At 73.6% G+C, this 25,839-nt stretch carries 22 protein-coding genes; 19 read left to right on the forward strand and 3 right to left on the reverse strand.

Annotated features, from left to right (window positions below; genetic code table 11):
- The first annotated feature begins 92 nt into the window (after positions 1 to 92).
- The 11 genes from ACGF5O_RS27575 to solA all read left to right on the forward strand — a co-directional run bounded on the left by ACGF5O_RS27575 (position 93) and on the right by solA (position 12,861).
- Positions 93 to 1,766, forward strand: a complete 1,674-nt coding sequence (locus tag ACGF5O_RS27575) for an ABC transporter substrate-binding protein (protein WP_393812555.1) — start codon at positions 93 to 95, stop codon at positions 1,764 to 1,766.
- Complete coding sequence (locus ACGF5O_RS27580) at positions 1,759 to 2,706, forward strand: ABC transporter permease (RefSeq protein WP_393812556.1); 948 nt, start codon at positions 1,759 to 1,761, stop codon at positions 2,704 to 2,706. Before ACGF5O_RS27575 ends, ACGF5O_RS27580 begins: the two co-directional genes overlap by 8 nt.
- The gene (locus ACGF5O_RS27585) at positions 2,703 to 3,791 is read left to right on the forward strand and encodes an ABC transporter permease (protein WP_393812557.1); all 1,089 of its coding nucleotides are present in this window, start codon (positions 2,703 to 2,705) and stop codon (positions 3,789 to 3,791) included. Before ACGF5O_RS27580 ends, ACGF5O_RS27585 begins: the two co-directional genes overlap by 4 nt.
- 5 nt (positions 3,792 to 3,796) lie before the next feature.
- The gene (locus tag ACGF5O_RS27590) at positions 3,797 to 4,486 is read left to right on the forward strand and encodes an alpha/beta hydrolase (RefSeq protein WP_393812558.1); all 690 of its coding nucleotides are present in this window, start codon (positions 3,797 to 3,799) and stop codon (positions 4,484 to 4,486) included.
- Positions 4,483 to 5,499 (forward strand): ABC transporter ATP-binding protein, encoded by a 1,017-nt coding sequence (locus ACGF5O_RS27595; protein ID WP_393812559.1) that lies wholly within the window; start codon positions 4,483 to 4,485, stop codon positions 5,497 to 5,499. The genes ACGF5O_RS27590 and ACGF5O_RS27595 overlap by 4 nt, the downstream gene beginning before the upstream one ends.
- The gene (locus ACGF5O_RS27600; protein ID WP_393812560.1) at positions 5,496 to 6,488 is read left to right on the forward strand and encodes an ABC transporter ATP-binding protein; all 993 of its coding nucleotides are present in this window, start codon (positions 5,496 to 5,498) and stop codon (positions 6,486 to 6,488) included. The genes ACGF5O_RS27595 and ACGF5O_RS27600 overlap by 4 nt, the downstream gene beginning before the upstream one ends.
- Positions 6,485 to 7,249, forward strand: a complete 765-nt coding sequence (locus ACGF5O_RS27605; protein ID WP_393812561.1) for an amidohydrolase family protein — start codon at positions 6,485 to 6,487, stop codon at positions 7,247 to 7,249. The genes ACGF5O_RS27600 and ACGF5O_RS27605 overlap by 4 nt, the downstream gene beginning before the upstream one ends.
- Positions 7,246 to 7,695, forward strand: coding sequence for a cytidine deaminase (locus ACGF5O_RS27610; RefSeq protein ID WP_393812562.1), 450 nt, complete (start codon positions 7,246 to 7,248; stop codon positions 7,693 to 7,695). The genes ACGF5O_RS27605 and ACGF5O_RS27610 overlap by 4 nt, the downstream gene beginning before the upstream one ends.
- Positions 7,696 to 7,728: 33 nt before the next feature.
- Positions 7,729 to 8,577, forward strand: a complete 849-nt coding sequence (locus ACGF5O_RS27615; protein WP_393812563.1) for a creatininase family protein — start codon at positions 7,729 to 7,731, stop codon at positions 8,575 to 8,577.
- A 331-nt stretch (positions 8,578 to 8,908) separates the two neighbouring features.
- Entirely contained in the window at positions 8,909 to 10,366 is a 1,458-nt protein-coding gene (locus tag ACGF5O_RS27620) for an aldehyde dehydrogenase family protein (protein WP_393812564.1), read from the forward strand.
- Positions 10,363 to 12,861 carry an N-methyl-L-tryptophan oxidase gene (solA, locus tag ACGF5O_RS27625; RefSeq protein ID WP_393812565.1) on the forward strand — a complete coding sequence of 833 codons (2,499 nt, stop codon included), beginning with the start codon at positions 10,363 to 10,365 and terminating at the stop codon, positions 12,859 to 12,861. Before ACGF5O_RS27620 ends, solA begins: the two co-directional genes overlap by 4 nt.
- A 29-nt stretch (positions 12,862 to 12,890) precedes the next feature.
- On the opposite strand, the gene ACGF5O_RS27630 is transcribed toward solA, so the two are convergent.
- Positions 12,891 to 13,589, reverse strand: a complete 699-nt coding sequence (locus ACGF5O_RS27630) for a GntR family transcriptional regulator (RefSeq protein WP_393812566.1) — start codon at positions 13,587 to 13,589, stop codon at positions 12,891 to 12,893.
- Positions 13,590 to 13,723: 134 nt separating this feature from the next.
- On the opposite strand from ACGF5O_RS27630, the gene ACGF5O_RS27635 reads away from it, so the two are divergent.
- From ACGF5O_RS27635 to ACGF5O_RS27670, 8 genes are all read left to right on the forward strand, one after another.
- Positions 13,724 to 14,377, forward strand: coding sequence for a cyclase family protein (locus ACGF5O_RS27635; RefSeq protein ID WP_393812567.1), 654 nt, complete (start codon positions 13,724 to 13,726; stop codon positions 14,375 to 14,377).
- Positions 14,374 to 16,260 carry a gamma-glutamyltransferase gene (locus ACGF5O_RS27640; RefSeq protein WP_393812568.1) on the forward strand — a complete coding sequence of 629 codons (1,887 nt, stop codon included), beginning with the start codon at positions 14,374 to 14,376 and terminating at the stop codon, positions 16,258 to 16,260. Before ACGF5O_RS27635 ends, ACGF5O_RS27640 begins: the two co-directional genes overlap by 4 nt.
- Positions 16,257 to 18,212, forward strand: a complete 1,956-nt coding sequence (locus tag ACGF5O_RS27645; protein ID WP_393812569.1) for a primary-amine oxidase — start codon at positions 16,257 to 16,259, stop codon at positions 18,210 to 18,212. Before ACGF5O_RS27640 ends, ACGF5O_RS27645 begins: the two co-directional genes overlap by 4 nt.
- 49 nt (positions 18,213 to 18,261) lie before the next feature.
- Entirely contained in the window at positions 18,262 to 18,411 is a 150-nt protein-coding gene (locus ACGF5O_RS27650; RefSeq protein ID WP_393812570.1) for a hypothetical protein, read from the forward strand.
- 613 nt (positions 18,412 to 19,024) lie between these two features.
- Positions 19,025 to 20,377 carry a Rieske 2Fe-2S domain-containing protein gene (locus ACGF5O_RS27655; protein WP_393812571.1) on the forward strand — a complete coding sequence of 451 codons (1,353 nt, stop codon included), beginning with the start codon at positions 19,025 to 19,027 and terminating at the stop codon, positions 20,375 to 20,377.
- Between the two features lie 5 nt (positions 20,378 to 20,382).
- Positions 20,383 to 21,846 (forward strand): glutamine synthetase family protein, encoded by a 1,464-nt coding sequence (locus tag ACGF5O_RS27660; RefSeq protein WP_393812572.1) that lies wholly within the window; start codon positions 20,383 to 20,385, stop codon positions 21,844 to 21,846.
- Positions 21,836 to 22,819 carry a PDR/VanB family oxidoreductase gene (locus ACGF5O_RS27665; protein WP_393812573.1) on the forward strand — a complete coding sequence of 328 codons (984 nt, stop codon included), beginning with the start codon at positions 21,836 to 21,838 and terminating at the stop codon, positions 22,817 to 22,819. Before ACGF5O_RS27660 ends, ACGF5O_RS27665 begins: the two co-directional genes overlap by 11 nt.
- A 41-nt stretch (positions 22,820 to 22,860) precedes the next feature.
- Positions 22,861 to 23,658, forward strand: coding sequence for an N-acyl homoserine lactonase family protein (locus ACGF5O_RS27670; protein WP_393812574.1), 798 nt, complete (start codon positions 22,861 to 22,863; stop codon positions 23,656 to 23,658).
- A 14-nt stretch (positions 23,659 to 23,672) separates the two neighbouring features.
- Here the strand turns inward: ACGF5O_RS27670 and ACGF5O_RS27675 are convergent, their stop codons facing one another.
- Both ACGF5O_RS27675 and ACGF5O_RS27680 read right to left on the reverse strand, forming a co-directional pair.
- The gene (locus tag ACGF5O_RS27675) at positions 23,673 to 24,449 is read right to left on the reverse strand and encodes a TetR/AcrR family transcriptional regulator (protein WP_393812575.1); all 777 of its coding nucleotides are present in this window, start codon (positions 24,447 to 24,449) and stop codon (positions 23,673 to 23,675) included.
- Positions 24,446 to 25,750: an amidohydrolase family protein gene (locus ACGF5O_RS27680; RefSeq protein WP_393812576.1), complete on the reverse strand. Its 1,305-nt coding sequence runs from the start codon at positions 25,748 to 25,750 to the stop codon at positions 24,446 to 24,448. Before ACGF5O_RS27680 ends, ACGF5O_RS27675 begins: the two co-directional genes overlap by 4 nt.
- Positions 25,751 to 25,839: the final 89 nt, after the last annotated feature.

The following is a 25,839-nucleotide window of genomic DNA, read 5'->3' on the forward strand; positions in this document are numbered from 1 at the left end:
ACAAGAGGGAATCGGGAGCCACAGATCATGTTTTTGGATCCAATCGCGAGCAGATTTCATCCATTCTCAGGATCGGCGCCCGAGGAGGCCCCATGCCGGACCACACATCTGGATCGCCCTCGACCACCTCCACGCCGGACTCGGCGATCAACTCGCAGCACGTCTCGCGCCGGACGATGCTCCGGGGGGCGAGCCTGCTCGGAGTGGGCGTCGGGTTCGGGCTGCCCGCCCTGCTCACCGCCTGCGGTGCCGCCGCCGGCGACGCGGCCGGCAGCGGCAGGGGAGGCACGCTCACCCTGGCCATCGACGCCACCAGCGCCGTCAACGACCCGGCCTTCTACACGTCTTTGGGCGACTGGATGGCCGTGGACTGCATCTGCCGCGGCCTGACGTTCATCTCCTTCGAGACCAACGAGCCCACACCGGATCTGGCGGAGAAGTGGACCGTGTCCGATGACAAGATGACCTATACATTCACCTTGCGCAAGGGCATCAGGTTCCACGACGGCACCACGCTCACCTCCGCCGACGTACTCGCCAGCCTCGGCCGCCAGTTCGACCCCGACGACAAGACGCTTCCCAAGGGGGCGACCCGGCCGCTGGCGAGCATGGGTGCCAACGTCGCCTCGCTCACCGCGCCCGACGACATGACCGTCAAGATGGTCCTCAAGAAGCCCGACCGGACCGTGCTCGGCAAGCTCTCCGACATCGGCGGCCGGATCATCTCGAAGGCGGCGCTGGACAAGTACGGCGCGGACATCGGCAAGCACCTCGTGGGCACCGGACCGTTCGTCCTCGACTCCGCCGTCTCCGGTCAGTCGATCACCCTCAAGGCGTTCGACGGCTTCCGGCTGGGCAAGCCGCCCATCGACCGGCTGGTGCTGCGCCAGGTCCAGGACCCGTCCACCATCGTCAGCTCGCTGCTCAGCGGCGATGTCTCCGCGACCCAGTTCGCCCCGTACTCCGCCGTCTCGCAACTGCGCAAGGACAGCGCGGTGAAGGTGTACGACACCCCGCACAACGCCGACGCCATCATGATGATCGACGCCCGCCGGATCCCCGAGCTGAAGGTGCGCAAGGCCATCAACCTGGCCATCAACCGCAAGGCCATCCTCCAGCAGGCGTTCTACGGCATCGGCGCCGAGCCCAGCGGCTATGCCATCCCGCCGGCCCAGAGCGGTTACGACACCGCGCTCGCCGACCTCAGCACCCAGGACACCGCGCAGGCCAGGCGGCTGGTCGAGGAGGCCGGGGCGAAGGGGCGCACCATCCGGCTCATGGCGGCCAGCGACTCCTGGCACCCCAAGGCCGCCCAGATCATCGCCCAGAACCTCACCGACGTCGGCTTCAAGGTCGCCACCACCTCCGTGGATCCGGCCACCTACTTCGGCCGGCTCCTCGACGGGAGCGACGACTACCACGACCTGATGATCTGGGAGCGCAACACCTACGTCCCCGACCCCGACGACATGGTCGGCGCGATGGCGAGCCCCACCGGCATCTACGGCTCCAAGATCTCCGGCATGGACACCCTGAAGGACGCCGCCTCCCTCGCCGACGACCTCTACACCGCCAAGAACCTCACCGACACCAGGAAGCGCACCGCCGCCTACACGAAGATCCAGCGCAGATGGGCCGAGGAGTACATGGTCCTGTCGATGCTGGCCTGCTTCAGCAACCTGGTCGTCAGCGGCTCGGGCGTGAAGGGCATGAACACCGACGCACTGGCCAACCACCGCTGTTACATGGAGAAGGCCAGTGTCTGAGACCGGGGCCGCGGCGGCCGCCGCAGTGGCGGCGGCCGTGCCCACGGCCCCGTCGCCGGCCGCCCCGCCGCCGGCGCCGCCGCCCGGCACGGTCCGCCGACGGCTCCTGCGCGCGCTGCGCCGCCGTACCCTGGCGCGCTCCTGGCCCGCACTGCTGTCCTGGCTGCTCCTCACCGTCCTGGTACTGGCCGCCCTGCTCGGGCCGCTGCTCGTCCAGGCCGATCCCCTGCGGCAGACCTCCTCGGCCCTGCTCGCGCCCGGTTCCCCGGGGCATCCGCTGGGCACCGACGACCTGGGCCGGGACGAGCTGTCCCGGCTGGTGCACGGTGCCCGGCCGCTGCTGCTGGTGTCCTTCGCGGCCACCGCGCTCGCGGCCGGCCTCGGGACGCTGGTCGGGCTGGTCGCCGGGTACGCGGGCGGCCCGGTGGAGCTGGTGCTGATGCGCCTGGTCGACCTGGCGCTCGCCTTCCCGTCCATCCTGCTGGTGATCCTGCTGGTGGCGGCCGCCGGACCGGGCACGGTCAGTCTGGTCCTCGGCATCGGGATCTCCCTCGCGCCCGGACTGGCCCGGCTGGCCCGTGCCCTGACGGCGCGCGAGGCAGCCAAGGACTACGTCGTCGCCTGCCGCCTCGGCGGCACGAGCGCGCCGCGCATCATGGTCCGCGAGGTGCTGCCGAACATCGGCGGTCCGCTGCTCGCCCAGGTCGTCATGACGCTGTCGGTCGCCGCCGGATTCGCCGCGGGCCTGTCCTACCTGGGCCTGGGGATCCAGCCGCCGCAGCCGGACTGGGGGTACATGGTGCAGGCCGGCCAGGAGTTCCTGTTCACCGCTCCCCGGCTGGTGGTGCTGCCGGCGGCGCTCACCCTGCTGTTCGTCGTGGCCTGCAACTTCGTCGGCGACGATCTGCGCGACGCCCTCGATCCGAGGGGGACGGCATGAGCGCGGGCGCCCTGGTACGGGCCCGGTTGACCCGGATCCCCAGGCCCTCCTGGCTGTCCGGCACCACCGCCGTGTTCCTGCGCCGGCTCGCCGTGATCCCCGTCGTGCTCTTCGCGCTGGCCTCCCTGGTGTTCGTGGCGATACGCCTGTTGCCGGGCTCCCCGGCAACCTCCCTCGCCGGGGGCGGCAACACGGCCTCCGCCGAGCAGTTCAGCGCCAACGAGGAACGCGTCACCAAGGCCCTGGGGCTGGACCAGCCGCTGCTCACGCAGTACGGGCACTACCTCGACGACCTGGTCCATCTGCGCCTGGGCAGCTCGTTCTTCGGCTCCAACAGCGTCCTGGGACTGCTCGGCGACGCGCTGCCCGCGACCGTGGAACTCACTCTCGCGGCGATGGCGGTCGCGGTGCTCCTCGGCGTGGTCACGGGGGTCGTCGCGGCGCTGCGCAGGGGAAGCTGGATCGACACCTCGACGCGGGCCGTCGCCACTGTCAGCTTCTCGCTGCCCTGGTTCGCGCTCGGCGTGCTGTCCATCGTGGTGTTCGGTGTCTGGCTGCGCTGGCTGCCGGTGCTGGGACGGCTGCCCAGCACCCTCGACTACACCCCGACCACCGGCTTCGTCCTGCTGGACGCGATCCTCCAGGACCGGCCCGAGCTGGTGTGGCCGTGGGTCCAGCACCTGATCCTGCCCGCCGTGACGCTCGCGCTGTCGATGGCCGGCTTCATCACCCGGATCGTGCGCGCCTCCGTCCTGGAGGTGCTCGGCGACGACTTCGTGCGCACCGCCCGGATGAAGGGCCTCGGCGAGGGCGCGGTGGTGCGCCGGCACGTCCTGCGCAACGCCTGGCTGCCGGTCGTCACCGTCCTGGGGCTCCAGTTCGGCTCCCTGCTGGGCGGATCCGTGGTCACCGAGACCGTCTTCTCCTACCCGGGTGTCGGGCGCCTGCTGGTGCAGGGAGTGCTCCAGCGCGACTACCCGGTCGTGCAGGGCGCGGCGCTCGCGATCGCCCTGCTGTTCACCCTCGTCAACCACGCGGTCGACCTGCTGTACACGGTCCTCGACCCGCGTCTGCGCAAAGGATGATCCTGATGGACATCGTGCTGGTCCACGGTGCCGGCGGCCGGCCCACCACGTGGTCGGCGGTGCGGCCACTGCTCACCGCCCGCGGGCACCGGCTGTTCACGGTCACCAATCCGATGACCTCCCTGGCGGACGACATCGCCGAGACCTCCGCGGCACTGGCGGAGACGGACGGCCCGGTGCTGCTCGCGGGCCACTCCTACGGCGGCGCCGTCATCACCAACGTGGGGCGCGATCCACGGGTCGGCGGTCTGGTGTACATCGCCGCGTTCGGGCCGGACGAGGGCGAGACCGTCAACGGGATCGTGGAGCGCTACGAGCCCGCGGAGATCTCCAAGTACATGCGGCGCGGCCCGAACGGCGAGTGGAAGTCCGAGCCCGGACCCGAGTTCTGGGCGGAGATCGGCCCGGACCTGTCCGCCGGGCAGCGGGCGGTGGTGGAGGCCGAGGGACGGAAGGCCGAGAACCTGATCTTCACCCAGCCGACCGGGGTCCCGGCCTGGCGCTCACTGCCCAGCTGGTACCTGGTCGCCGACGACGACCGCACCCTGCGCCCGGAGATCCAGAACTTCATGGCCGAACGGATGAAGGCCACCGTCGAGCACGTGCCGGGCAGCCACTACACCACGCTGGTGTGGCCCGAGCGGGTCGCCGAGCTGATCCACCGGGCCGCGCTGGCCGTGGGCGGTGCCGGATGACCGCGCCCGAGGCGGTACTCCGGGTACGCGACCTGCGCGTGCGGTTCGACGTCCCGGCGGGCCGGCTGCCCGCCGTGGACGGGGTGGATCTCACCCTGCGCAAGGGCGAGATCCTCGCGCTGGTCGGCGAGTCGGGGTCGGGCAAGTCCGCGTTGTCGATGAGCCTGGTCGGCCTCAACCGCGGCCCCCGCACCCACATCACCGGATCGGTGTCCTTCCGGGACCGGGAACTGGTGGGGGCCTCCGAGCGGGAGCTGCGCCGGGTGCGCGGCAAGGACGTGGCGGTCGTCTTCCAGGACGCGCTCGCCGCACTCAACCCGCTGCACCGGGCGGGCGCCCAGGTCGCGGAGACCATCCGGGCCCACGCCGACGTACCACGCGCCACCGCCGCGAGCCGAGCGGTTGAACTGCTCGGCGAGGTCGGGATCGCGGGCCCGGCACGGGCCGCGCGCGCCTACCCGCACCAGCTCTCCGGCGGCATGCGCCAGCGCGTGATGATCGCGATGGGGCTGGCCAACGACCCGGCGGTGCTGATCGCCGACGAGCCGACCACCGCGCTGGACGTGACCATCCAGGCGCAGGTGCTGGCGCTGCTGAAGCGGACGCAGCGCGAGCACGGCACGTCCGTGCTGCTGATCACCCACGACCTCGGCGTGGTCGCGGAGGTCGCCGACCGGGTGGCGGTGATGTACGCGGGCCGGATCGTGGAGCAGGGCACCCGCGACCAGGTGCTGTTCGACCCCCAGCACCCGTACACCATGGGACTGCTCGGCTCGGTGCCGCCCCTGGACGGGCCGGTTCCCGAACGGCTGCCGGCGATCCCGGGCAGCCCGCCGAGCGGGGTGGAACGGCCCCCGGGCTGTGGCTTCGGGCCCCGGTGCGCCTTCGCCGGCAGCGGCTGCGCGGAACGCCCCGAACTCCGGCGGCGTCATGGCGGCATCGCTCACCTGGACGCCTGCGTGCTGCCGCAGGAGGCCCGGGTGCGGGCCCGGTCGGCGGGAGCGGGCGGATGAGCGAGGTGATGCTGAGCGCGCGCGGACTGCGGGTGGAGTACCCCGGCCGCGCGGGCGGCCGGGTGCGGGCGCTGCGGGACGTCGACCTGGACATCGCTCCGGGCGAGACGCTGGGCCTGGTCGGCGAGTCGGGGTGCGGAAAGTCCACGCTCGGGCGGGCGCTGCTGCGGGTCGTGGAGCCGTCCGCGGGCCGGATCGACTTCCAGGGCACCGACCTGACCCGGCTGCGGGGTCGGCGCCTGAAGCGGACCAGGGCCGAGCTCCAGATGGTGTTCCAGGACCCCTTCGGCTCGCTCAACCCGCGGCGCACGGTCGCCGACATCGTCGCCGAACCCCTGCTCCGCTCCCGGGGCGCGAGCCGCGCCGAGGCACAGCGCGCCGTGGCCGGACTCCTCGACCTTGTCGGGCTCGGAGCCGACGCGGGCGACCGCAGGCCGCACGAGTTCTCCGGCGGCCAGCGGCAGCGCATCGGCATCGCACGGGCCCTCGCCTCCTCGCCGCGGTTCGTGGTCGCGGACGAGGCGGTCTCCGCACTGGACGTGTCGATCCAGGCCCAGGTGCTGAACCTGCTCTCGGACCTGGTGCGCGACCGCGGCCTGACGATGCTGTTCATCTCCCACGACCTCGGCGTCGTACGGCACATCGCCGACCGGGTCGCCGTGATGTACCTCGGGGAGATCATCGAGATCGCCTCCCGGGACACCTTCTTCGCCGGCCCCGCACACCCCTACAGCAGTGCCCTGCTGGCCAGCGTGCCCGAGCTGCGGCCCGGGCCGCCACGCGAACGGCAGCCGTTGCAGGGCGAGTTGCCCGACCCGGCCGATCCGCCCAAGGGGTGCCTGTTCCGCACCCGCTGCCCCCTCGCCACCGAGCTGTGCCGCACCGCCCACCCGGAGCTGCGCGAGATCGCGCCCGGCCGCAGCGTGCGCTGCCACCTGCCGCTCGACACCGCGACCGCGACCGACACCGCCACCGAGGAGCCGCATTGATCATCGACGCCTACAACACCACCCAGGACGTGCGCGGCCGTTCCGACTACCTCACCGGCGCCCGCAAGGGCGAGGCACCCCCGCCGTACAAGCCCTTCGAGCCCCGCCGGATCCTCGACCGGATGGACGCCGCCGGAGTGGACATGGCGATGGTGTGCTCCCTCGCCCAGCGCATCGAGAACGACTTCATCGCCTCGCTGGTGGCCGCCCACCCGGACCGGTTCTTCGGCTTCGGCCAGGTGCTGCCGCAGGCGGACGACGCGATCGAGGAGATCGACCGGATCGCCGACGCCGGCCTGGCCGGCCTGAAACTGCACCCGAGCCTGCACGGCTACCACGTCGCCGACCACGGACTCCTCGACCCGGTGTTCGAGGCCTGCGCCAGGCGCGGACTGATGGTGCTGGTCAACGCATTGGACGATGCCTTCTGCGCGCCGCTCGCCATCGAGGAGATCGCCCGCGACCACCCTGCGGTGCCGACGATCATCGCGCACATGGGCGCCGTGTGGAACGTACCCGAAGCCATCATCGTCGCCGAACGGCAGCCGCACGTCTACCTGGAGACGTCCGCGACGCTGATGAGCGACGTGAAGCGGGCGTACGCGCGACTCGGGCCCCGGCAGATCCTGATGGGCAGCGAGTGGCCCGGCTCCGACTTCGACCTGGAGCGCATGAAGATCGCCAAAGCGGTCGAGGACGAGAAGGACCGGGCGCTGATCGAGGGCGGCAACATGGCCCGCCTGCTGGGGCTGGAAGCATGAGCGCCGCCTCCGTCGCCGTCCCGCCGGAGATGAGCGCCGAGGACGCCGAACTCCTCGGCGTGGCACAGGCGTTGCTGGAGCGCGTGTGGCAGCGGGACCGGCACGAGGTGGCCACCGCGCTGCGCACTGCGGACGGCCGGATCCACACCGGCGTCCATGTCGAGGGCTCCTGCCGGCGCAGTTCCGTCTGCGCGGAGGGCGTCGCCCTGGGCACCGCACGGGGTGCGCTCGCCCCCGGTGCGCCGCTCGCGGTCACGTCCGTGGTGTCGGTGCAGATCAAACCCGCGGGACGGTTCCGGATCATCGCGCCGTGCGGGGTGTGCCGCGAACTCATCAGCGACTACGGCCCGGACACCGTCGTGTGGATCACGACCGTCGACGACGACCGGCCCGTCCCGGTGCGCGCCCTCGACCTGCTGCCGGAGAAGAGCCGGCGCCGGTGGTGACCGTCCCCAAGCCCCTGTGAGGAAAGGAGAGTCATGTCGTCCGTCATCACCGGGCCGCACGGCCTGCGCGTGCCCACCGGACTCGACGTACCCGCGCTCGCCACCCAACTCGGCGGCACCGGAGCGCCGTTGCCGTGGGAGGAACTGACCTGGCCGGAGGCCCAGACCGCGGTCACCGGACGGGACGCGGTCATCGTCCCGGTCGGTGCCACCGAACAGCACGGCCCGCATCTGCCGCTCGCCGTGGACACCCTGATCTGCGAGGCGGTCTCCCTGGGCGTCTCCGCGCTGACGGGAGTACCGGTGCTGCCCCCGCTGAGCTTCGGGGTGTCCGCCTCGCACGGCGGCTTCGCCGGGACGGTGGCGCTGCGCCCCGAGACCCTGATCGCCGTCGTGGAGGACGTGATCGACTCGCTGTACGACAGCGGGGTACGGCAGTTCGTCCTGCTGAACGGCCACATCTGGAACAACGGCGCGCTCGACGTGTCCGCGGAGAAGCTGAGGGTACGTCATCGCGACGCCCGGGTACGGGCGTTGGGGTACGTGACCATGTACCCGGGGCCCGAGGTCGACGGCCATGTCACCTACGGCCGCGCGCTGATGCACGCCAACTTCTTCGAGACGTCGGTGATGCTGCACCTCGCACCCGACCTCGTGCGGATGGAGCGGGCCACCTCGCACGTCGACGTCGACTCCTTCTGGGACTACCGCATGGACCAGGTCAGCGAGACCGGGGTGTGGGGGAGGGACGTGACCGAAGCGAACGCGGCGCACGGGCGCGCGGAATTCGACCGCTGTGTGCTCACCACCGCCCGCGCGGTTTCGGCGGCGGTACGCGAACCGTGGCCCAGCGCGGTCCACCGGCCCGGCGGCCCCGCCTGACCCGGGCAGCCGGGCGCGCCCCGAGCGACCCGGTAGTCCTGCCTGACCCGGACAGTCCGGCGCGGCCCGAGCGACCCGGTAGTCCTGCCTGACCCGGACAGCCCGGCGCGGCCCGGCCGATCCGGCAGTCCCGCCCGCCACCGGGTCCGGCGCGGCACCGGCCCGAAGCCCGCATCCACCCCCTGACCGAGCGCGGCACACCGGCCCGGCGGCCGCGCCCGGCCCCGGACCACCGCCCCACAGCCGCCGATCCCCCCCAGCCGACGCCCGGTCCCCTGCGGGGCAGGGCGGAGTACGGCCGGGCCGCGGTACGAACGACGAGGAGAACACCTTGGACCCCAGCATCACCCTCCCCCGGCTGCCGGAGTGCGAGCCCATGCTCATCGGCGGCGAGTGGACCACGGGGGTCTCGACGCGGCGGATCGCGGTCCTCGACCCGGCCACCGGGAAACAGCTCACCAGCGTGGTCGGCGCCGGCGACGCGGACGTGGACGCCGCGGTGTCCGCCGCGTCGGCCGCGCACCGCGACGGGCGCTGGCGGAACCTGCCGCCCCGGCGGCGCCGGGACGTGCTGCTACGGCTCGCGGACCTGGTGGAGCGGGACGCCGAGGCACTGGCGGTCCTGGACACCCTGGACAACGGCAAGGCCGTCGAGCGGGCCCGCGGTGACGTGGAGCTGGGTCTCCAGGCGATCCGGCACTTCGCGGGCACACCCACCCGGCTGACCGGCACCGTCCACCCGGCCGGGCCCGGCCGGCACGTGTACACCGTGCGGGAACCGGTGGGCGTGGTGGCGGCCGTGCTGCCCTGGAACTTCCCCTTCATGATCGCTGCCTGGAAGCTCGCCCCGGCCCTGGCCGCGGGTTGCACGGTGGTGGTCAAGCCCGCCGAGCAGACCCCGCTGACCGCGCTGCGGCTGGCCGCGCTGTGCCTGGAGGCGGGCGTGCCCGAGGGCGTCGTCAACGTGCTGACCGGCGACGGTCTCACCGGGGCGGAACTGGTCGCGCACCCGGGGGTCGCCAAGGTCTCGTTCACGGGATCCACCGACGTCGGGCGGCTGATCATGGCGGCGGCGGCCCCGTCGGTCAAACGGCTCACCCTCGAACTGGGCGGCAAGTCCGCCAACATGGTGTTCGCCGACGCCGACCTGGACGCCGCCGTACCGGCCGCCGTCCGTGCGGTGTTCGGGCACTCGGGGCAGATGTGCACGGCGGGCAGCAGACTGCTGGTGCAGCGCCCGGTGCTGGAGGAGTTCCTCGACCGGATGCTGCCGGTCGTGGAGGCCCTCAGGATCGGCCCCGGCCTGACCGGCGGGATCAACATCGGGCCGCTCGTGTCGCAGGAGCAGTTCGATCGCGTCACCGGCTACCTGGAACTCGGCCGCGCCGAGGGCGCCCGGGTCGCCGTGGGCGGCGAACCCCTGCCGGGTCCCGGCTGGTTCGTGCGGCCCACGGTGTTCACGGAGGTCACGCCTGACATGCGGATCGCCCGGGAGGAGATCTTCGGCCCGGTCGCCGCCGTCCTGCCCTTCGACACCGAGGAGGAGGCGATCGCGCTCGCCAACGACAGCGACTACGGGCTGGCGGCGGGCGTGTGGACCACCGACCTCGGCCGCGCGCACCGCGCGGCGGCGGCGCTTCAGGCGGGCACCGTGTGGGTGAACACCTACAACGAGTTCGACCCCGCCGTGGCGTTCGGGGGCAGCAAGCAGTCCGGTCTGGGCAGGGACCTCGGCGACGCGGCCGTCGACGGGCTCACCGAGCTCAAGAGCATCACGATCGCGCTGTGAACGCCCCCGTGACCGCCGCCTCGCCCATCCCCACCGCGGTCCTCGACGTGGCTGCCGAGCGGGCCCGTACCCCGGGCTGCGCCACCGGTCACCACTTCAACGCCGCCGGGGCCGCCCTGCCGACCACCGACACGGTCGACGCGGTCATCGCCCACCTGCGCGCCGAGAGCCTGCACGGCGGCTACGAGGCCGCCAGGTTCGCCGCGGACGGCCTGGCCGCCGTCTACGCGCACACCGCGACCCTGCTCGGGGTCGAAGCCGACGAGGTCGCGCTGGTCGAGAGCGCCACCGCGGGCTGGCAGCGCGTGGTCTCGGCGCTCCGGCTGCGGCCCGGCGACCGGGTGCTGGCCGCCCGCTCCAGCTACGTCAGCAGCGCCCTGCACCTGCTGGCCGCCGAGCGCGACACCGGCGTCCGCGTCGAGGTGCTGCGCAACGGCCCCGACGGGGCGACGGATCTGGAGTCCCTGGAGCGGGCACTGCGTGCCGGCCCGGCCGCCCTGGTCACCGCGGCACACGTGCCGACCTCCTCCGGGCTGGTCGAACCGGCCGCCGGGATCGGCGCGCTGGCCGCCACCCACGGGGTGCCGTTCCTGCTCGACGCCACCCAGTCGCTGGGCCAGCTGCCGGTCGACATGGCCGCGCTCGGCTGCGATCTGCTGATCGGCACCGGCCGCAAGTTCCTGCGCGCCCCGCGCGGTACCGGGCTGCTGGCCGTGCGCCGCCCCCTTCTGGACGCGCTCGTCCCGCAGGCCCTGGATGTGCGCGGGGCCCGCTGGACGTCCGAGCGGAGCTGGGAACCGGCCCCGGACGCCAAGCGGTTCGAGCTGTGGGAGGCCGCCCACGCGCTGCGTCTCGGCCTGGGCTCGGCCCTCGCCGACCTGCACGCGCTCGGACCCGGCGCCGTCTTCGCGCATCTGGCCGCTCTCGCGGCGACACTGCGTGCGCGGCTGGCCTCGCTCCCCGGTGTACGGGTCACCGATCCGCCCGCGGCGGGCGGCGCCATCGTCACCTTCGTCGTGGACGGCCTCGACGCGGGCGAGGTGCAGCGGCGACTGGCCCTGCGGCGGGTCCACCTGAACGCGGTACCGGCCGAACACGGCCGCTGGGACATGGACCCGCGCGGCCTTGCGAAGGTGGTACGCGCCTCGGTGCACGTCTACACCGACGACGGGGACCTGGACGCCCTGGTCGAGGCCGTCGCCGAGATCTCGTCAGGAACGCGCGGCACCGGGCCGTCGGCGTCCGTACCGGAGTCGGCACCGGCACCGGCACCGACATCGGCTCCGGCTCCGGCACCGACATCGGTGTCGGACCCGCCGTCAGTACCGGTACCGGTACCGGCAGCGGCTCCGGCGGGCTCCCCGGCGACCGGGCCGGCCGGACGCCCCGCCGTGCGCCGGCACGACGTGGTGGTGGTCGGCCTCGGTGTGCACGGCAGCGCGGCGCTGCGGCAACTGGCCGAGCGCGGGCTCGACACGCTGGGGCTCGAACAGTTCGCGCTGGGGCACGACCTGGGTTCCTCGCACGGCGCCACCCGGATGATCCGCCGGGCCTACCCGCACCCCGACTGGGACGGCCTGGTCGACACGGCCTACCGTGCCTGGGCCGAGCTGGAAGAGGCGTCGAAGACCCGGCTGATCGAGGTCACCGGCGGTCTGTACGCCGCGCCGCAGGACCGGCCCGATCCCCTGCGGGGCCCCGGCTGCCGGGAGGTCGGCCCCGAGGAAGCCGGCCGAATCTTCCCCGGACTGCGGCTGCCCGAGGGGTTCACGGCCGTCCACGACCCGGCCGCCGGGATCATCGACGCCCGCGAGACCCTGCGCGCCCAGCTCGCCCTCGCCGAACGCGCCGGAGCCCGGATCGCCGACCGTACGCCCGTCATCGGCTGGTCCCCGGAGGCCGACGGGGTCGTCGTCCGCACGGCGGCCGGCGAGGTCCACGCCCGTCGGCTGGTGCTGTGCGCCGGCCCCTGGACCGCACACCAACTCCCCGCACTGAAACCGCATCTGACGGTCACCCGGATCGTGAACGCCTACTTCGCCGCCGAACCCGCAGGGCCGTTGGGACGCGGCGGGCTGGGGAGTTTCTCCGTCGACCTGCCGGAAGGGCTGCTGTACGGCTTTCCCGCCGCCGGCGGGCGGGGCCTGAAGGCAGGGCTCGACGCGGGTCCGGTGTGGGACCCGGAGGCCGCCAGGCCCGCCGCGTCCGAGGCCGAACTCGCCCTGCTGGCAGGCGCGGTGGCGCGGGTACTGCCCGGCGCGGGCCCGGTGACCGAGAGCCTGACGTGCCTGTACACGATGACCGCGGACCGGCGCTTCCTGGTCGGCGAGGTGCCCGGTGTGCCGCAGGCCCTGGTGGCCTCCGCATGTTCCGGGCACGGCTTCAAGTTCGGTCCCGCGATCGGTGCCGCACTGGCCGACCTGGTGTGCGAACTCCCGCGTCCGGACCTGGGTTTCCTGTCCCCGGCCCGGCTGGCCCCCGGCGGTGCCCGGTGAGGGCCGGTACCGGGGCGCCCGGAGGCCGCTCAGCCGCTGAACACCGTCCTGGAACGTCGTTCGTACCAGGCCGTCAGGTGCTCGCCCGCGCTGGTGACGTGCTCCCGCATCGCCTCCTGCGCCCGGTCGGCGTCCCGGTCGGCCAACGCGGCCACGATGAGGTCGTGCTGACGGACGTTCAGCTGCCGGTGCCGCTCGTCGCCGGCCAGGGCCAGCGAGGACACGTTGCGCGGGAAGCTCTCGTTGATCCGGTCGATCATCCGGCTGAGCCAGGGGTTGTCGGCCGCCGCGCAGACCACGGTGTGGAAGCAGTCGTTCGCCTCCGTCGTGGCGAGCGGTCCCTCCGGCCGGGCGGCGGCGCCCTCCGCCGCCGCGCGCAGCACGTCGTTGTGACGGCGCAGTTCGGCGAGCTGGCTGTCGGTGATCCGGGCGGCGGCGCGGCGGGCCGCCAGCGCCTCCAGCTCGGCGCGCACCTCGTACGCCTGCCGCACCTCCCACGGAGCGGGCACCCGCACCACCGCGCCGCGGTGCGGCTGCATCTCGATCAGCCCGCCGTTCTGCAACTGGCGCAGCGCCTCCCGCACCGGGGTACGGCTCACGCCGAACTCGGCGGCCAACGCCGCCTGGCGCAGCGGCTTCCCGATGGGCAGCTCGCCGTTCATGATCCGCGTGCGGATGCGGGCGGCGATGTCGTCGACGAGGGCGCCCTCGTCGGTCTGGGACGTCATCGGAGGTGGTCTCACCCTTCTCGGAGGCCGGCGGGGGAGGCGCGGCGGTGGAGCAGTCTGCCACGTCGCCGCCCCGCACCGTCCATGGACTTTGGATCCATTCACAGAGTAACCGCATCCAATAGGAGCCTGTCATGAACCTGGACGTCACCAAGGCGATCGACGTCTCCGTGCCCATCCACCCGGGCATGCTGCACTGGGGCCGCAGGCCCGAGGTGGAGGTCGTCGAGTCGCGTACCGCGGGCGACGCGTCGAACGTCAGCCGCTGGCGCATAGGTGCCCACACCGGCACGCACATCGACGCCCCGGCGCACTTCGTGGACGGCGGCAGGACCGTCGACCGGCTCGACCTGTCGGCCCTCAACGGGACCGCCCGGGTGCTCGACCTCACCCATGTCAAGGAGCAGATCACGGCCGCCGACCTCGACGCGGCCGGGCTCGGTACCGAGGAACGCGTGCTGTTGCGCACCAGCAACTCGCAGGGCGTGCTGCGCAGCCCGTGGAAGGCACGGCAGTGGGTCGGCCTGGCCCCGGACGGCGCGGAGCGGCTGATCGAGGCGGGGGTACGCACGGCCGGCATCGACTACCTCAGCATCGAGGCCGTCGCCTACACCACGCACTGGGAGACGCACCAACTGCTGTGCGGGGCTGACGTGCTGATCCTCGAAGTGGTCGACCTGCTGCACACCCCTGCCGGTGTGTACGACATGCTGTCGCTGCCGGTGCCGCTCCAGGGTGCCGAGGCGGCCCCCTCCCGCACCCTGTTGCTGCCCCGGGACGAGGCGTGAACCCCGGCCACGGGCTGGTTCTCGCCGCTCCGCACCCGGCGGCGCTGGACGCTGCCGGACGGGCGGCCCGGCAGGGCGGCAACGCCGTCGACGCGGCGCTCGCCGCCGCCGCCGCGCTGACCGTCGTCTACCCCCACCAGTGTTCCCTGGGCGGCGACCTGATCGCCCTGGTGCACACACCCGACGGCACCGGGCGGGCGGTCCTCTCGGTCGGCGCGGCGGCCCGGGACGTGGATGTCACGGCGCTGCGTGCGGCGGACCGGCGCATGCCGGCGCAGGGGCCGCAGACCGTGACCGTGCCCGGCGTGGTGGCGGGCTGGGCGGCGCTGGCGGAGGCGTACGGCACCCCGGGCGCGCTGCCCGCCGCGCTGCGGTACGCCGCCGGCCTCGCCCGGGAAGGGGCCACCGTCTCGGCCGGGCTGGCCCGCGCCGTACGGGAGCGCGCGCCTCGGATCGCGGCCGACCCGGGCCTGTCGGCCCTGCTGACCGGTCCCGGCGGTCGCCCGGTGGGCGAGGGCGATCCGCTCCCGCAGCCGCGCCTGGCACGGGTCCTCGACCAACTAGCCGAGGACCCCATGTCGTTCTACCGCGGTCCGGTCGCCCGGAGGCTCGCCGCCGGTCTGCGCCGCCTCGGAAGCCCGCTCACCGCCGCCGACCTGGCCGCCCACGAGGCGGAGTCCGCCGAGCCGTTGGCCGTCGAGGTGGCGGGCGTCACCTGGTGGGCCGCTCCGCCACCCAGCCAGGGCGCGGTACTGCCCGCACTGCTCAGGGCGGCGGCGGACGCGGCGGGCCTGCCGGAACCTGATCGCACCCTTGTGCTCGCCGCCCGCTCCCAGGACGCCTCGGCCGCCCGCGACCGGCTGCTCGGCGACCCGCACGGGCAGCCACTCGATCTGGCGGGCCTGCTGGATCCGGCGCCGCTGGCCGGCGCGGTGCCGCCCGAGCCGCCGTTCCGGCCGTCAGGGGACACCGTCGCGGTGACGGCCGTGGACTCCTCGGGGCTGGCCGTGTCACTGATCCAGAGCGTCTACCAGACCTTCGGCTCGGGCCTGTGCGAACCGGACACCGGCATCGTGCTGCACAACCGGGGCTCGGCGTTCAGCCTGGAACCCGGCCACCCCGGCGCACTGCGGCCGGGCGCGCGACCGCCGCACACGCTGTGCCCGGTGATCGGCACTTCCGGCGCGCTGCTGCTGGCGGCGGGCTGCCAGGGCGGCCGGGCCCAGCCGCAGATCCTCGCGCAGACCCTGCCCCGGCTCGCCGACCCCGCCGCCGATCCCGCCGCCGTCCTGGCGAGTCCGCGCTGGGTGACCGGCGCCCGTGACATCGGCTTCGCGGAGCCGACCCTGCTCGCCGAGCCGGGATCACTCACGACGCCGACGGACGCTCCGCTCCCGGGACTTCCTGTCGTCGTCACCGCCGGCCCCACCGACCTGGCCGGCCACACCCAGGTGGTGCGCCTGACCCGGGACGGCCGCCTGGACGGCGCCTCCGATCCACGCGCCGACGGCGGCACAGTACGCCACACCCCCGGCACCGGTCCGGCCGTCGCGGACCACCGCACCGGCCCGTCCCCGGGCACCCGGGCCTCGACCCGGCACGACCGCCCCGGCATGCACCCGGCCGCACCTCACCACGACCGCCCCGGCGCAAGCCCGGATCACCCGGCCGCACCTCACCACGACCGCCCCGGCGCAAGCCCGGATCACCCGGCCGCATCTCACCACGACCGCCCCGGCGCAAGCCCGGATCACCAGGCCGCGCCCCACCACAACCACACCGACCCGTCCCCGAAGCCCCCGGCCCCAACCGGTCACGCCCGCGCCGACGCCCCCGCGCCCGCCATCACCACCCGCACGCCCCCGGAAGGACAGTGCCCATGAGCACCCTCGCCCCCCGGCCCGCCGCCGCACCGGCGCCGCATCCGCTGGACCCGCTGACGGCCGCCGAACTCGCCGTCGCCGTCAAGGTGTTGAAGGCAGATTCCAGGGTCACGGAGGACGCCCGGTTCTGGGGCGTGGCCCTCGACGAGCACCACGCCCGCACGGCCGGTCCGGACGAGCCGAGGCGGGCCCGCGCCGTGGTGATCTGCCCCTCCGCCCGTCTCGCCTACGAGGTCGCCCTCGAACTCGGCGAGAAGCCGCAGTCGACGGCCTGGCGCGAGCTCGACGTACGCAGTCCGGGCTGCTCCTCCGAAGAGGCCCGGCAGGCCGCCGCCGCGTGCCGGGCGGACCCGCGGTTCCGTCAGGCGCTGGCGCTGCGCGGCATCCACGACGTGTCGCTGGTGATGGTCGACCCGGAGTCGATCGGCGGCTTCGAGCCGCCCGCGTACCCGGGTCGCCGCCTGACCTGGGGCAGCGTGTGGCACCGCGAGTCCGAGGACGACAACGGCTATGCCCGGCCCGTGCAGGGCGTCGTACCGATCATCGACATGGAGTCGATGGAGGTGCTCCACATCGAGGACCACGGGATCGTGCCGTTGTCGGGGGAGTCCGGGGCGTTCGCGGCGGGAACCGTCGCGGAGCGGGCGGGGCTGCGCCCGCTGGAGGTGGTCCAGCCCGAGGGACCGAGCTTCACCGTGACCGGGCACCGGGTCGACTGGCAGGGCTGGTCGGTACGGGTCGGCTTCTCCCACCGCGAGGGCCTGGTCCTGCACGACCTGTCCTTCGACGCGGGCGGCAAGGGGCCGCGCAAGGTGATCCGCCGGGCCGCCGTGAACGAGATGTACGTGCCGTACTTCGACACCGCCTCCACCCAGTACCGCAAGAACTTCTTCGACTGGGGCGAGTACGGCGCCGGCCCGCTCACCAACTCCCTCGCCCTCGGCTGCGACTGCCTGGGCGTCATCCACTACTTCGACGCGGCCGTCCTCGGCGGCGACGGCGTACCCCGGGTCATCCCCAACGCCGTCTGCATGCACGAGGAGGACGACGGGATCCTCTGGAAGCACCACGACGGCCGCACCGGCCGCACCGAGGTACGCCGGTCCCGCCGCCTGATCATCTCGGCGTTCGCCACGGTCGCCAACTACGACTACGGCTTCTACTGGTCCCTGTACCAGGACGGCTCGGTCATGCTGGAGATCAAGATGACCGGCATCCTGTCGGCGACCGGTGTCACGGCGGACGAGGAGACACCGTACGCCCGCCGGGTCGCCCCGAACGTGGCCGTCACCAACCACCAGCACTTCTTCGCCGTACGACTGGACATGGCGGTCGACGGGACGGCGAACCGGCTGGTCGAGGTGACCGCCGAGCACGAGAGCGACCCGGCGCTCGACCCCTACGGCAACGCGGCCAGGACCGTGCTGCGGCCGGTCCTGCGGGAGTCGGAGGGCGGGCGGACCACCGACCCCTCCCGGGCCCTGCACTGGCGGGTGGAGAGCACCGAGGCCCGCAACCGGATGGGCGAGCCGACCGCGTACCGCGTGCACGTGGAGAACACGGCGGTGCTGCCGGTCCGGCCGGACAGCGTGTGCGCGCGGCGGGCGCCGTTCGTGGCGAAGCAGTTGTGGGCCACGGAGTACGACCCCGAGCGGCGGTTCGTCGCCGGCGAGTACCCCAACCAGGCCGAGCCCGGCGCGGACGGGGTCCACCGCTGGCAGCGGGAGGACCGCTCGCTGGACGGCACGGAGCTGGTGCTGTGGGCGACGGTCGGCTCGCACCACTTCCCGCGCCCCGAGGAGTGGCCGGTGATGCCGGTGGCCCGTGCCCGGCTGCGCCTGGAGCCCGACGGCTTCTTCGACCGCAACCCCGCCCTGGACGTGCCCGCCCCGGTCTCCTGCCACGCACCGGCCCCCGCGGCGGACGCCGGCGGCGGGCACTGCTGCGGATGACGGCGGGGAACCGGCCCCGCGCGGCGCTGTCGCCGTCGAGCGGCCCGCGGTGGCGGTGCTGACCGGCGGCGGAGCGCTGACGGGCGGCGGCCATGTCGGCCATGCCGGTGCCGGCGGTCATGCGGCGCACGCCGCGCAGGGAGCGGCCGCCCTCGGACTGCTCGGCGCGGTCCTGGCCTGCACGCTGGCGTTCGCCTGACCCGCGCTGCGGGTCGCGCTGGCCCCCGGGGCGCGGCGGCTCACCGGGCCTTCGGTGCTCGCCGCGACCGCCGCCGCCTGCACGCTGGGCGTGCCGCTCGCGCTGACCTGGCCGCCGGCCGCCGTGGACGCCCATGTGTGGGCGATGATCCGTTTCGAACTGCTGGCGGTTCTCGGCCCGGCGCTGCTCGTCCACGCGGTCCACTCGACCGGACCGCCGACGGGCCTGCGGTACCGCTGGGCCTGTGCGGGGGCGATCGTGTGGACGGTGTCCGGGTATGCCTGGCACCTGCCCCCGCTGCACGCGCTCGACGGCCCGGGAACCGAGGCCGTGCGGTCCGCCGCCTGGGTGGCAGCGGGACTGCTGCTCTGCTTCCCCGTGGCAGCTCATCCGGGGCCGTTCCTGGTGGCGCATCTCGCCGTGCTGCCGCTGGCGGCGCTGATGGCGGTCACCGGGCGGGGCGGGGCCGGCCTGCTGATGGCGACCGTGGACACGGCCATGGCCGGGTGCCTGCTCGGCGCCCGTTACACCGGCGTAAATATTGGATCCAATCCATGGATCTATGGATCCTCTCTTCGTTATGGTCTGCGTGACCGGGACAGAAAGGCGTCAGATGCGCGAGGAAGAGAACGTACGGCTCACCAGAACCGGTCCGGGCACGCCCGCCGGGGACTGGATGCGCCGCTACTGGCAGCCCGTCGCCCTGAGCGAGGAACTCGACGGCGCACGGCCCCTGGTGGCCCCGAAGGTGCTGGGGCAGGACCTGGTCCTGTTCCGGGACGGGGACGGTGAACTCGGCCTGGTGGACCGGGGCTGCCCGCACCGGGGAGCCGATCTGGCCCTCGGCCGGCTGGAGGACGGCGGACTGCGCTGCTGCTTCCACGGCTGGCTCTTCGGCCGGGACGGCGCCTGCCTGGACACCCCGGCCGAACCGGCCGGCGGCAACCTCGCCGCCCGGGTCCGCCTGGGCAGTTACCCGGTCCGCGAGATCAACGGAGTGGTCTGGGGCTACCTCGGCCCCGGCGAGCCGCCCGAACCGCCCGCGCTGGACTGCTTCGAGGCCCCCGCCGGGCACACCTTCGCCTGGAAGGGCCTGCTGGAGTGCAACTGGCTCCAGGCCCTGGAGGTCGGCATCGATCCCGCGCACGCCTCCTACCTGCACCGCTTCTTCCAGGACGAGGACCCCTCGCAGAGTTACGGCAAGCAGTTCCGGGCCGCCTCGCAGGGCACCGACCTGCCGATGACGAAGATCCTGCGCGAGTACGGCCGCCCCGACATCGACGCCGTCCGCACCCCCTACGGCATCCGGATCACGGCGCTGCGCACCCTCGACGGCACCGACACCGAGGGCCGCCCCATGGACGGCAGCCGCACCCATGTCCGCGTCACCCACCAGGTCTTCCCGCACGGTTTCCACATCCCGCTCGACGCCGAGACGGCCATCACCCAGTGGCACGTGCCGATCGACGACACCTCCTGCTACTGGTACGCCCAGTTCACCAGCGTCGGCGGCCCCGTCGACCGGGCGGAGATGCGCCGCCAGCGCGTGGACGCGGTCACCCTGCCCGACTACCGCCCGCGCTTCGGCCGCTCCAACGGCTACGGCTACGATCCCGCCGAGCAGCTCACCACCACGTACACCGGCCTCGGCACCGACATCAACGTGCACGACCAGTGGGCGGTGGAGGGTCAGGGCACGATTCAGGACCGTACCCGCGAGCACCTGGGCCGCTCCGACAAGGCGATCGTGATGTACCGGCGGATGTTGGCCGAGGCGATCTCGGCCGTCGGGCGCGGCGAGGACCCGCCGCTCGTACGGCCCGCCGGACGCGCCGCCGAGGTGTGCGGTCCCGTCACTCTCGACGGCATCGGCCCCACCGAGGGGTGGGCGGAGCACTGGGCGGCCGTCACCGCGAAGCAGCGGGCGGAGAGCGGCTGGGCCCGGCCCGCGGGAACGGACGGCTGAGCCGCGTGGACTTCGTCGAACGACACGCCGGGTGGACGGCCGCGCAGTCGGCCGCCGCCGCGGAGATCCGCGACCGCGCCGAGGGCGGCGGGCTGAAGGTGGTGCGGCTGGTCTTCGCCGACCAGCACGGGCTGCTGCGCGGCAAGACCGTCACCGCCTCCGAGGTGCCCACCGTGCTGCGCGAGGGCACCGGCATCGCCTCCTCGCTGCTGGCGAAGGACACCTCGGGCCGTACCGTGTTCCAGTTGTTCACCAAGGAGACCCCGCTCGGTCTGCCCGAACTGCGGGGCGCCGCCGACATGATGATGGTGCCCGACCCGCTCACCTTCCGGATGCTGCCGTGGTCCCCGGGCACCGGCTGGCTCCTGTGCGACCTGCGGTTCACCTCCGGCGCCCCGGTGCCGCTGTGCACCCGCGGGCTGCTGCGCTCGGTCCTGGAACAGACCGGCGGCCTCACCTACCGCACCGGGCTGGAGGTGGAGTTCCACCTGTTCCGCCTCGACGACCCGCGCCTCGGCCCGGCCGACCTCGGCCAGCCGGGCGCCGCGCCCGAGGTGGGCATGCTCAACCACGGCTACCAGTACCTGAGCGAGCTGCGCTACGACGAACTCGACCCGATGCTCGACGTGTTGCGCGGCACGATCGAGGAGCTGGGGCTGCCGCTGCGCACCCTGGAGGTCGAGTTCGGGCCGAGCCAGGTCGAGCTGACCCTGCGGCCCGCCGACGGACTGGGCACGGCGGACGCGATGGTGCTGCTGCGCAGCGCCGTCAAGCAGGTCGCGGCCCGGCACGGCCACCACGCGACCTTCATGTGCCGCCCCCATCTGCCCGGTGTGTTCTCCAGCGGCTGGCACCTGCACCAGAGCATGCTGCGCGACGGGGTGGGCGTCTTCGCCCCCGTGCCCGGTGCCGAGACCGGTACCGGTTCCGGGGCCGGTGCCACCGCCGCCGGGCCGGGACTGTCGCCGTACGGCACCGCGTTCCTGGGCGGGCTGCTGCGCCACGCCCGCGCCACCAGCGCGCTGTCCACGCCCACCCTCAACGGCTTCAAGCGGTTCCGGTCGCTGTCACTGGCGCCCGACCGCGCGGTGTGGGGGCGCGACAACCGGGGCGCGATGGTCCGGGTCCTCGGCGACGGTCCGTCGTCCACCCGGCTGGAGAACCGCATCGGCGAACCGGCCGCGAACCCCTACCTCTACCTCGCCTCCCAGCTCGCGGCCGGTCTCGACGGGGTGGCGCGCGGCCTGGACCCGGGTCCGGCGGCCGACGAGCCGTACGCGACGCGGGCGGAGCCGCTGCCCCGCTCCCTCGGCGAGGCCCTCGACGCGCTGGAGGCGGACCGGGCTCTCGCGGACCGTCTGGGCAAGGACTTCGTGGCCTACTACACGAGCGTCAAGAGGGCCGAGCTGACCCGCTTCGACCAGGAGGTCACCGACTGGGAACAACGGGAGTACTTCCGTGTCTTCTGACCTGACCCCGCCCGCGTCCGCACGGCTTCTGGTCCGCCAGACCCGCTGGATCGCCGAGGACGTCGTCGAGCTGCGGCTGGTCCGGCGGGACGGGCTGCCGCTGCCGCCGTGGGAGCCCGGCGCCCATGTGGAACTGACCCTCCCCTCCGGCCTGCGCCGCCCCTACTCGCTGTGCGGGGACCCGACGGAACGCGCCGCCTGGACGGTCGCCGTGCATCTAGCGCCGGCCGGGAGCGGCGGCTCCCGGGAGATCCACGCCACGGCACTGGTCGGCCGGGAACTGTCCGTCGAGGGCCCGGTCAACCGGTTCCCCCTGCTTCCCGCCCCCGGCTACCTCCTGCTGGCCGGCGGCATCGGCATCACCCCTCTGCTGCCGATGGCCAGGGCGCTGGCCGCCGGTGCGCTGCCCTGGCGCCTCGTCCTGGGCGCCCGCGACCGCTCCCGCCTCGCCTACGCCGACGAGCTGACCGCGCTCGGCGGCGACCGGGTCCGCCTGGTGCCCCAGGACGAGGCGGGCCTGCCCGACCTCGCCGCCGAACTCGCCGCCACCCCGCCCGGACACGCCGTGTACGCGTGCGGCCCCGCGGCGATGCTGGACACGGTGACCGACCTGTGCCGCACCGCCGTACCACCGCGCCCGCTGCACGTCGAGCGGTTCGGCCCGGCCACGGGGGACGGCGAGGGCGGCGAGGGCGGGGCGGCCGACGGCCGGTTCGAGGTCGTGCTCCGCCGGTCGGGGCTGCGGCTCGCGGTCCCGGCGGACCGGTCGCTGCTGGAGGTCGTACGCGACCGGCTGCCCGATGTGCCCTACTCCTGCGAGGAGGGCTACTGCGGCAGTTGCGAGACATCCGTCCTGGCCGGTGACCCGGACCACCGCGACTCGGTGATCGGGCCGCAGGAGCGCGCCGGCGCCACGACGATGATGATCTGTGTCAGCCGCGCCGCCTCACCGGTCATCGAACTGGACCTCTGAGCCCCGGCCCTGAGGGGCCATCGGACGACGGACGGAGCATCATGACCCGACACGGTGTACGGCGTGTCCTGCCCCTTCTCCTCGGTTGGGAGGACCTGCCCAGATCGGTGTCGGTGCACGGCGCACCGCACACGGAACGCGTGCGGGAGCCGGTGGCGGGAGTCCTGGTGGAGACCGAGGACGGGTGGCTGCTGCTCGACACCGGCTTCAACACGGCGCTGCTGCGCGACCCCGCGCTGCGGCGGCGCTACTACCCGTCACCCTCCTACCAGCCGGAACTCCCCGGTCCCGGCGAGCCCCTCCTGGAGGCGCTGGCCGCGGTCGGCGTCGCACTGGAGGACATCGCGGCCGTCGCCGTCAGCCATCTGCACGCCGACCACGCCGGCGGGCTGAAGCACTTCGCCGGCCGGGTGCCCGTGCACGTCCAGCGGGCCGAACTGGAGTACGGGCTGTCGGGACGGCCCGAAGTGGAGCGCCAGACGATCTTCCGGGCGGACTTCGACGATCCGCGCATCGACTGGCGGCTCGCCGACGGAGACCGGGAGCTCGCACCGGGAGTCACGGCGGTACTGACCGCCGGACACACCCCGGGCCACCAGAGCTTCGTGGTGGACCTCGCCCGAGGGGGCGGTTACGTGTTCACCTGCGACGCGGCCGACCTGACGGAGAACATCAGCGAGGAACGCCCCGCCGGCACCTCGATCGGCGTGCCCCCGGAGGCGACCCTGGGGCCGATCCGGCGCCTCAAACGGCTGGCCGAGGAGAAGGGCTACGAGCTGGTCCCGGGCCATGACCCGGTCGTCTGGCCGGAGTTGATCGGGCGGCTGGCAGGGACCTGAGGACCGGCAGGATCTCAACCGGTGCCGCGTGACCGCCGAGGAGCCGGGCGCCTGCCTCCCGCGACCCGGTAGCCGGCCAGGGCCTCCTCGGCACGGGCCACGACGTCCGGGATCGCGGGTCCGGCGACGCCGAGAAGCCGCAGCGAGCCGCGCAGGGCGGACCGGGCGTACTGGGCCCGGTCCTTTCCTCCACCCCAGTGGCGCTGCGACACCGATGCCTCGACCAGGGCGAACAGGAGGTCCAGGTCCTCGGCCAGTTCAGCCGCGACCTGCTCGGGGTGGAGCGAGGCGAGAGCCGCGTGGCCGAACTCCCGGTAGACATCGCGCAGGGCGGTCTGCGCGGACCGCGTGGAAGCGAAGTCGTCCTCCTCCAGTTCCGGCAGGTGGTAGACGACGTGCAGGTTGTGCCGGTCGCGCAGGAGCGTCTCCAGGTCGAAGGCCATCAGCGCGCAGAGCCGCACGACAGGTTCGAGATCCTGTTCCCGCAGCCACTCCGCGCACTCCAGCGCCGGGGTCACGGTGCTGGAGAGCAGCGAGGCGAGGATTGCCCGCTTGTCGGCGAAGTGGTAGTACATCGTGGACTGCTTGATCCCGACGCTCTCGGCGATCTGACGTGTCGTCGTCCTGGCGTACCCCTGCTCGCCGAAGAGCTGCGAGGCGGCTCTGAGGATCTCCTCGCGGGTGCTCAGCCCGTTGTGCTGCTTCGGTTCGGAGCGCGGCCTGCCCGGCTTGCCCTCACCCGTCTGCGGCCGGTGGGTCCCGGGGTCCGGCTGCGGGGTGTCGTGTGTCATGCGGCCCTCTCCCGTCCGGCGTCCGACGGCACGTCCGTGTGCCTGACGATCCGCCCGGCCCGGACGACGGTGCGGATCGCGCCGGGATCGCCCAGCGCCGCGATGTCGGTGAGCGGGTCCACGTCGGTGACGACCAGGTCGGCCCGCATCCCGGCCCGGACCGTGCCGACCTCGTCGTCCAGCCGGCACATGCGGGCCGCGACCGAGGTGCCCGCGGCGATGGCGGCGGCGGGGGAGAGGCCCAGCCGTACCATCAGGGCCAGTTCACGCAGGTTCCGCCCGTGCGGGGCGATGCCCGCGTCCGTCCCCAGGGCCACGGCGACACCGCTGGTGAGCGCGGCCGAGAGCCGCTCCAGCGCCGTCTGGCGGATCCGGTGACGGCGCTCCACCTCGTGCGGCGGTCCGTCCTCCGGTGCGGGTCGGGTCAGGGCGGACAGGGTGGGCACCAGATAGGTGCCGCGCTCGCCCATCTCCTGCAGGGTCGGGTCGTCGACCAGATAACCGTGCTCGACGCTGCGCACACCGGCGCGGACCGCGGCCGCGATGCCCGCGGTTCCCTGGGCGTGCGCGGCGACACCGACGACGCCCTGGCGTTCCGCCTCCCGCACCACCGCGCTCAGTTCGGCCTCCGTCAGCCCGCCCGCCTCCGGTGCGCTGCGCGGGCTCGACATGCCTCCGGTCGCCGCCACCTTGATCCAGTCGGCGCCCTCCCGCACCACCTCGCGGGTGGCCCGTACGAACCCGGCGGGCGAGTCGGCCACCACCCCCGCGCCGGGGCCGGAGTCGAGCGGGGTTCCGCCGACGGTCCGCCAGTCGCCGTGCCCGCCGGTGATGCTGAGGATCCGCAACGCGATCTGGAGCGCCGGGCCACGCACGTGTCCGGCCTCGACCGCGCTGCGGAAGCCGGAGTCCGCGCCCGCCAGATCCCGGGCGGTGGTGATGCCCGCGTCCAGCGTCGAGGCCAGCACGGGCACGGAGCGCAGCGTCAGCAGGCTCTCCGGAGCCATGAGCGTGTCGAACCGGTCGGCGTCCGGGCGGGTGCTCACATGCACGTGGCAGTCGAAGAACCCGGGCAGCACGGTGAGTCCGGTGCATTCCAGGTACCGCAGCCGCTCCGGCCGAACCGTCGCGGGCAGCGACAGCGTGCCGGTGGGGGCAACTGCCTTGATGCGTCCGTGCTCCACGAGCACGTCGAGCGCGGGCATCGGTGTGTTCGCCGCGCCGTCGAGCACGGTCGCGTTCCTGAGCAGCAGCGCGGGAGCGGTCTGCTGTGCGTCCTGCGGCACCTGGGTCCTCTCCACGGTCCTACGGGCCCGGCCCCCAAGGTGCCCGAACGGCACGGCGGTTCGACGCCGGGGCCCGTCACGCTACCAATCACCCGGCGGGATTT

The organism is Streptomyces sp. NPDC048291 (assembly GCF_043201715.1).
Lineage (GTDB): Bacteria > Actinomycetota > Actinomycetes > Streptomycetales > Streptomycetaceae > Streptomyces.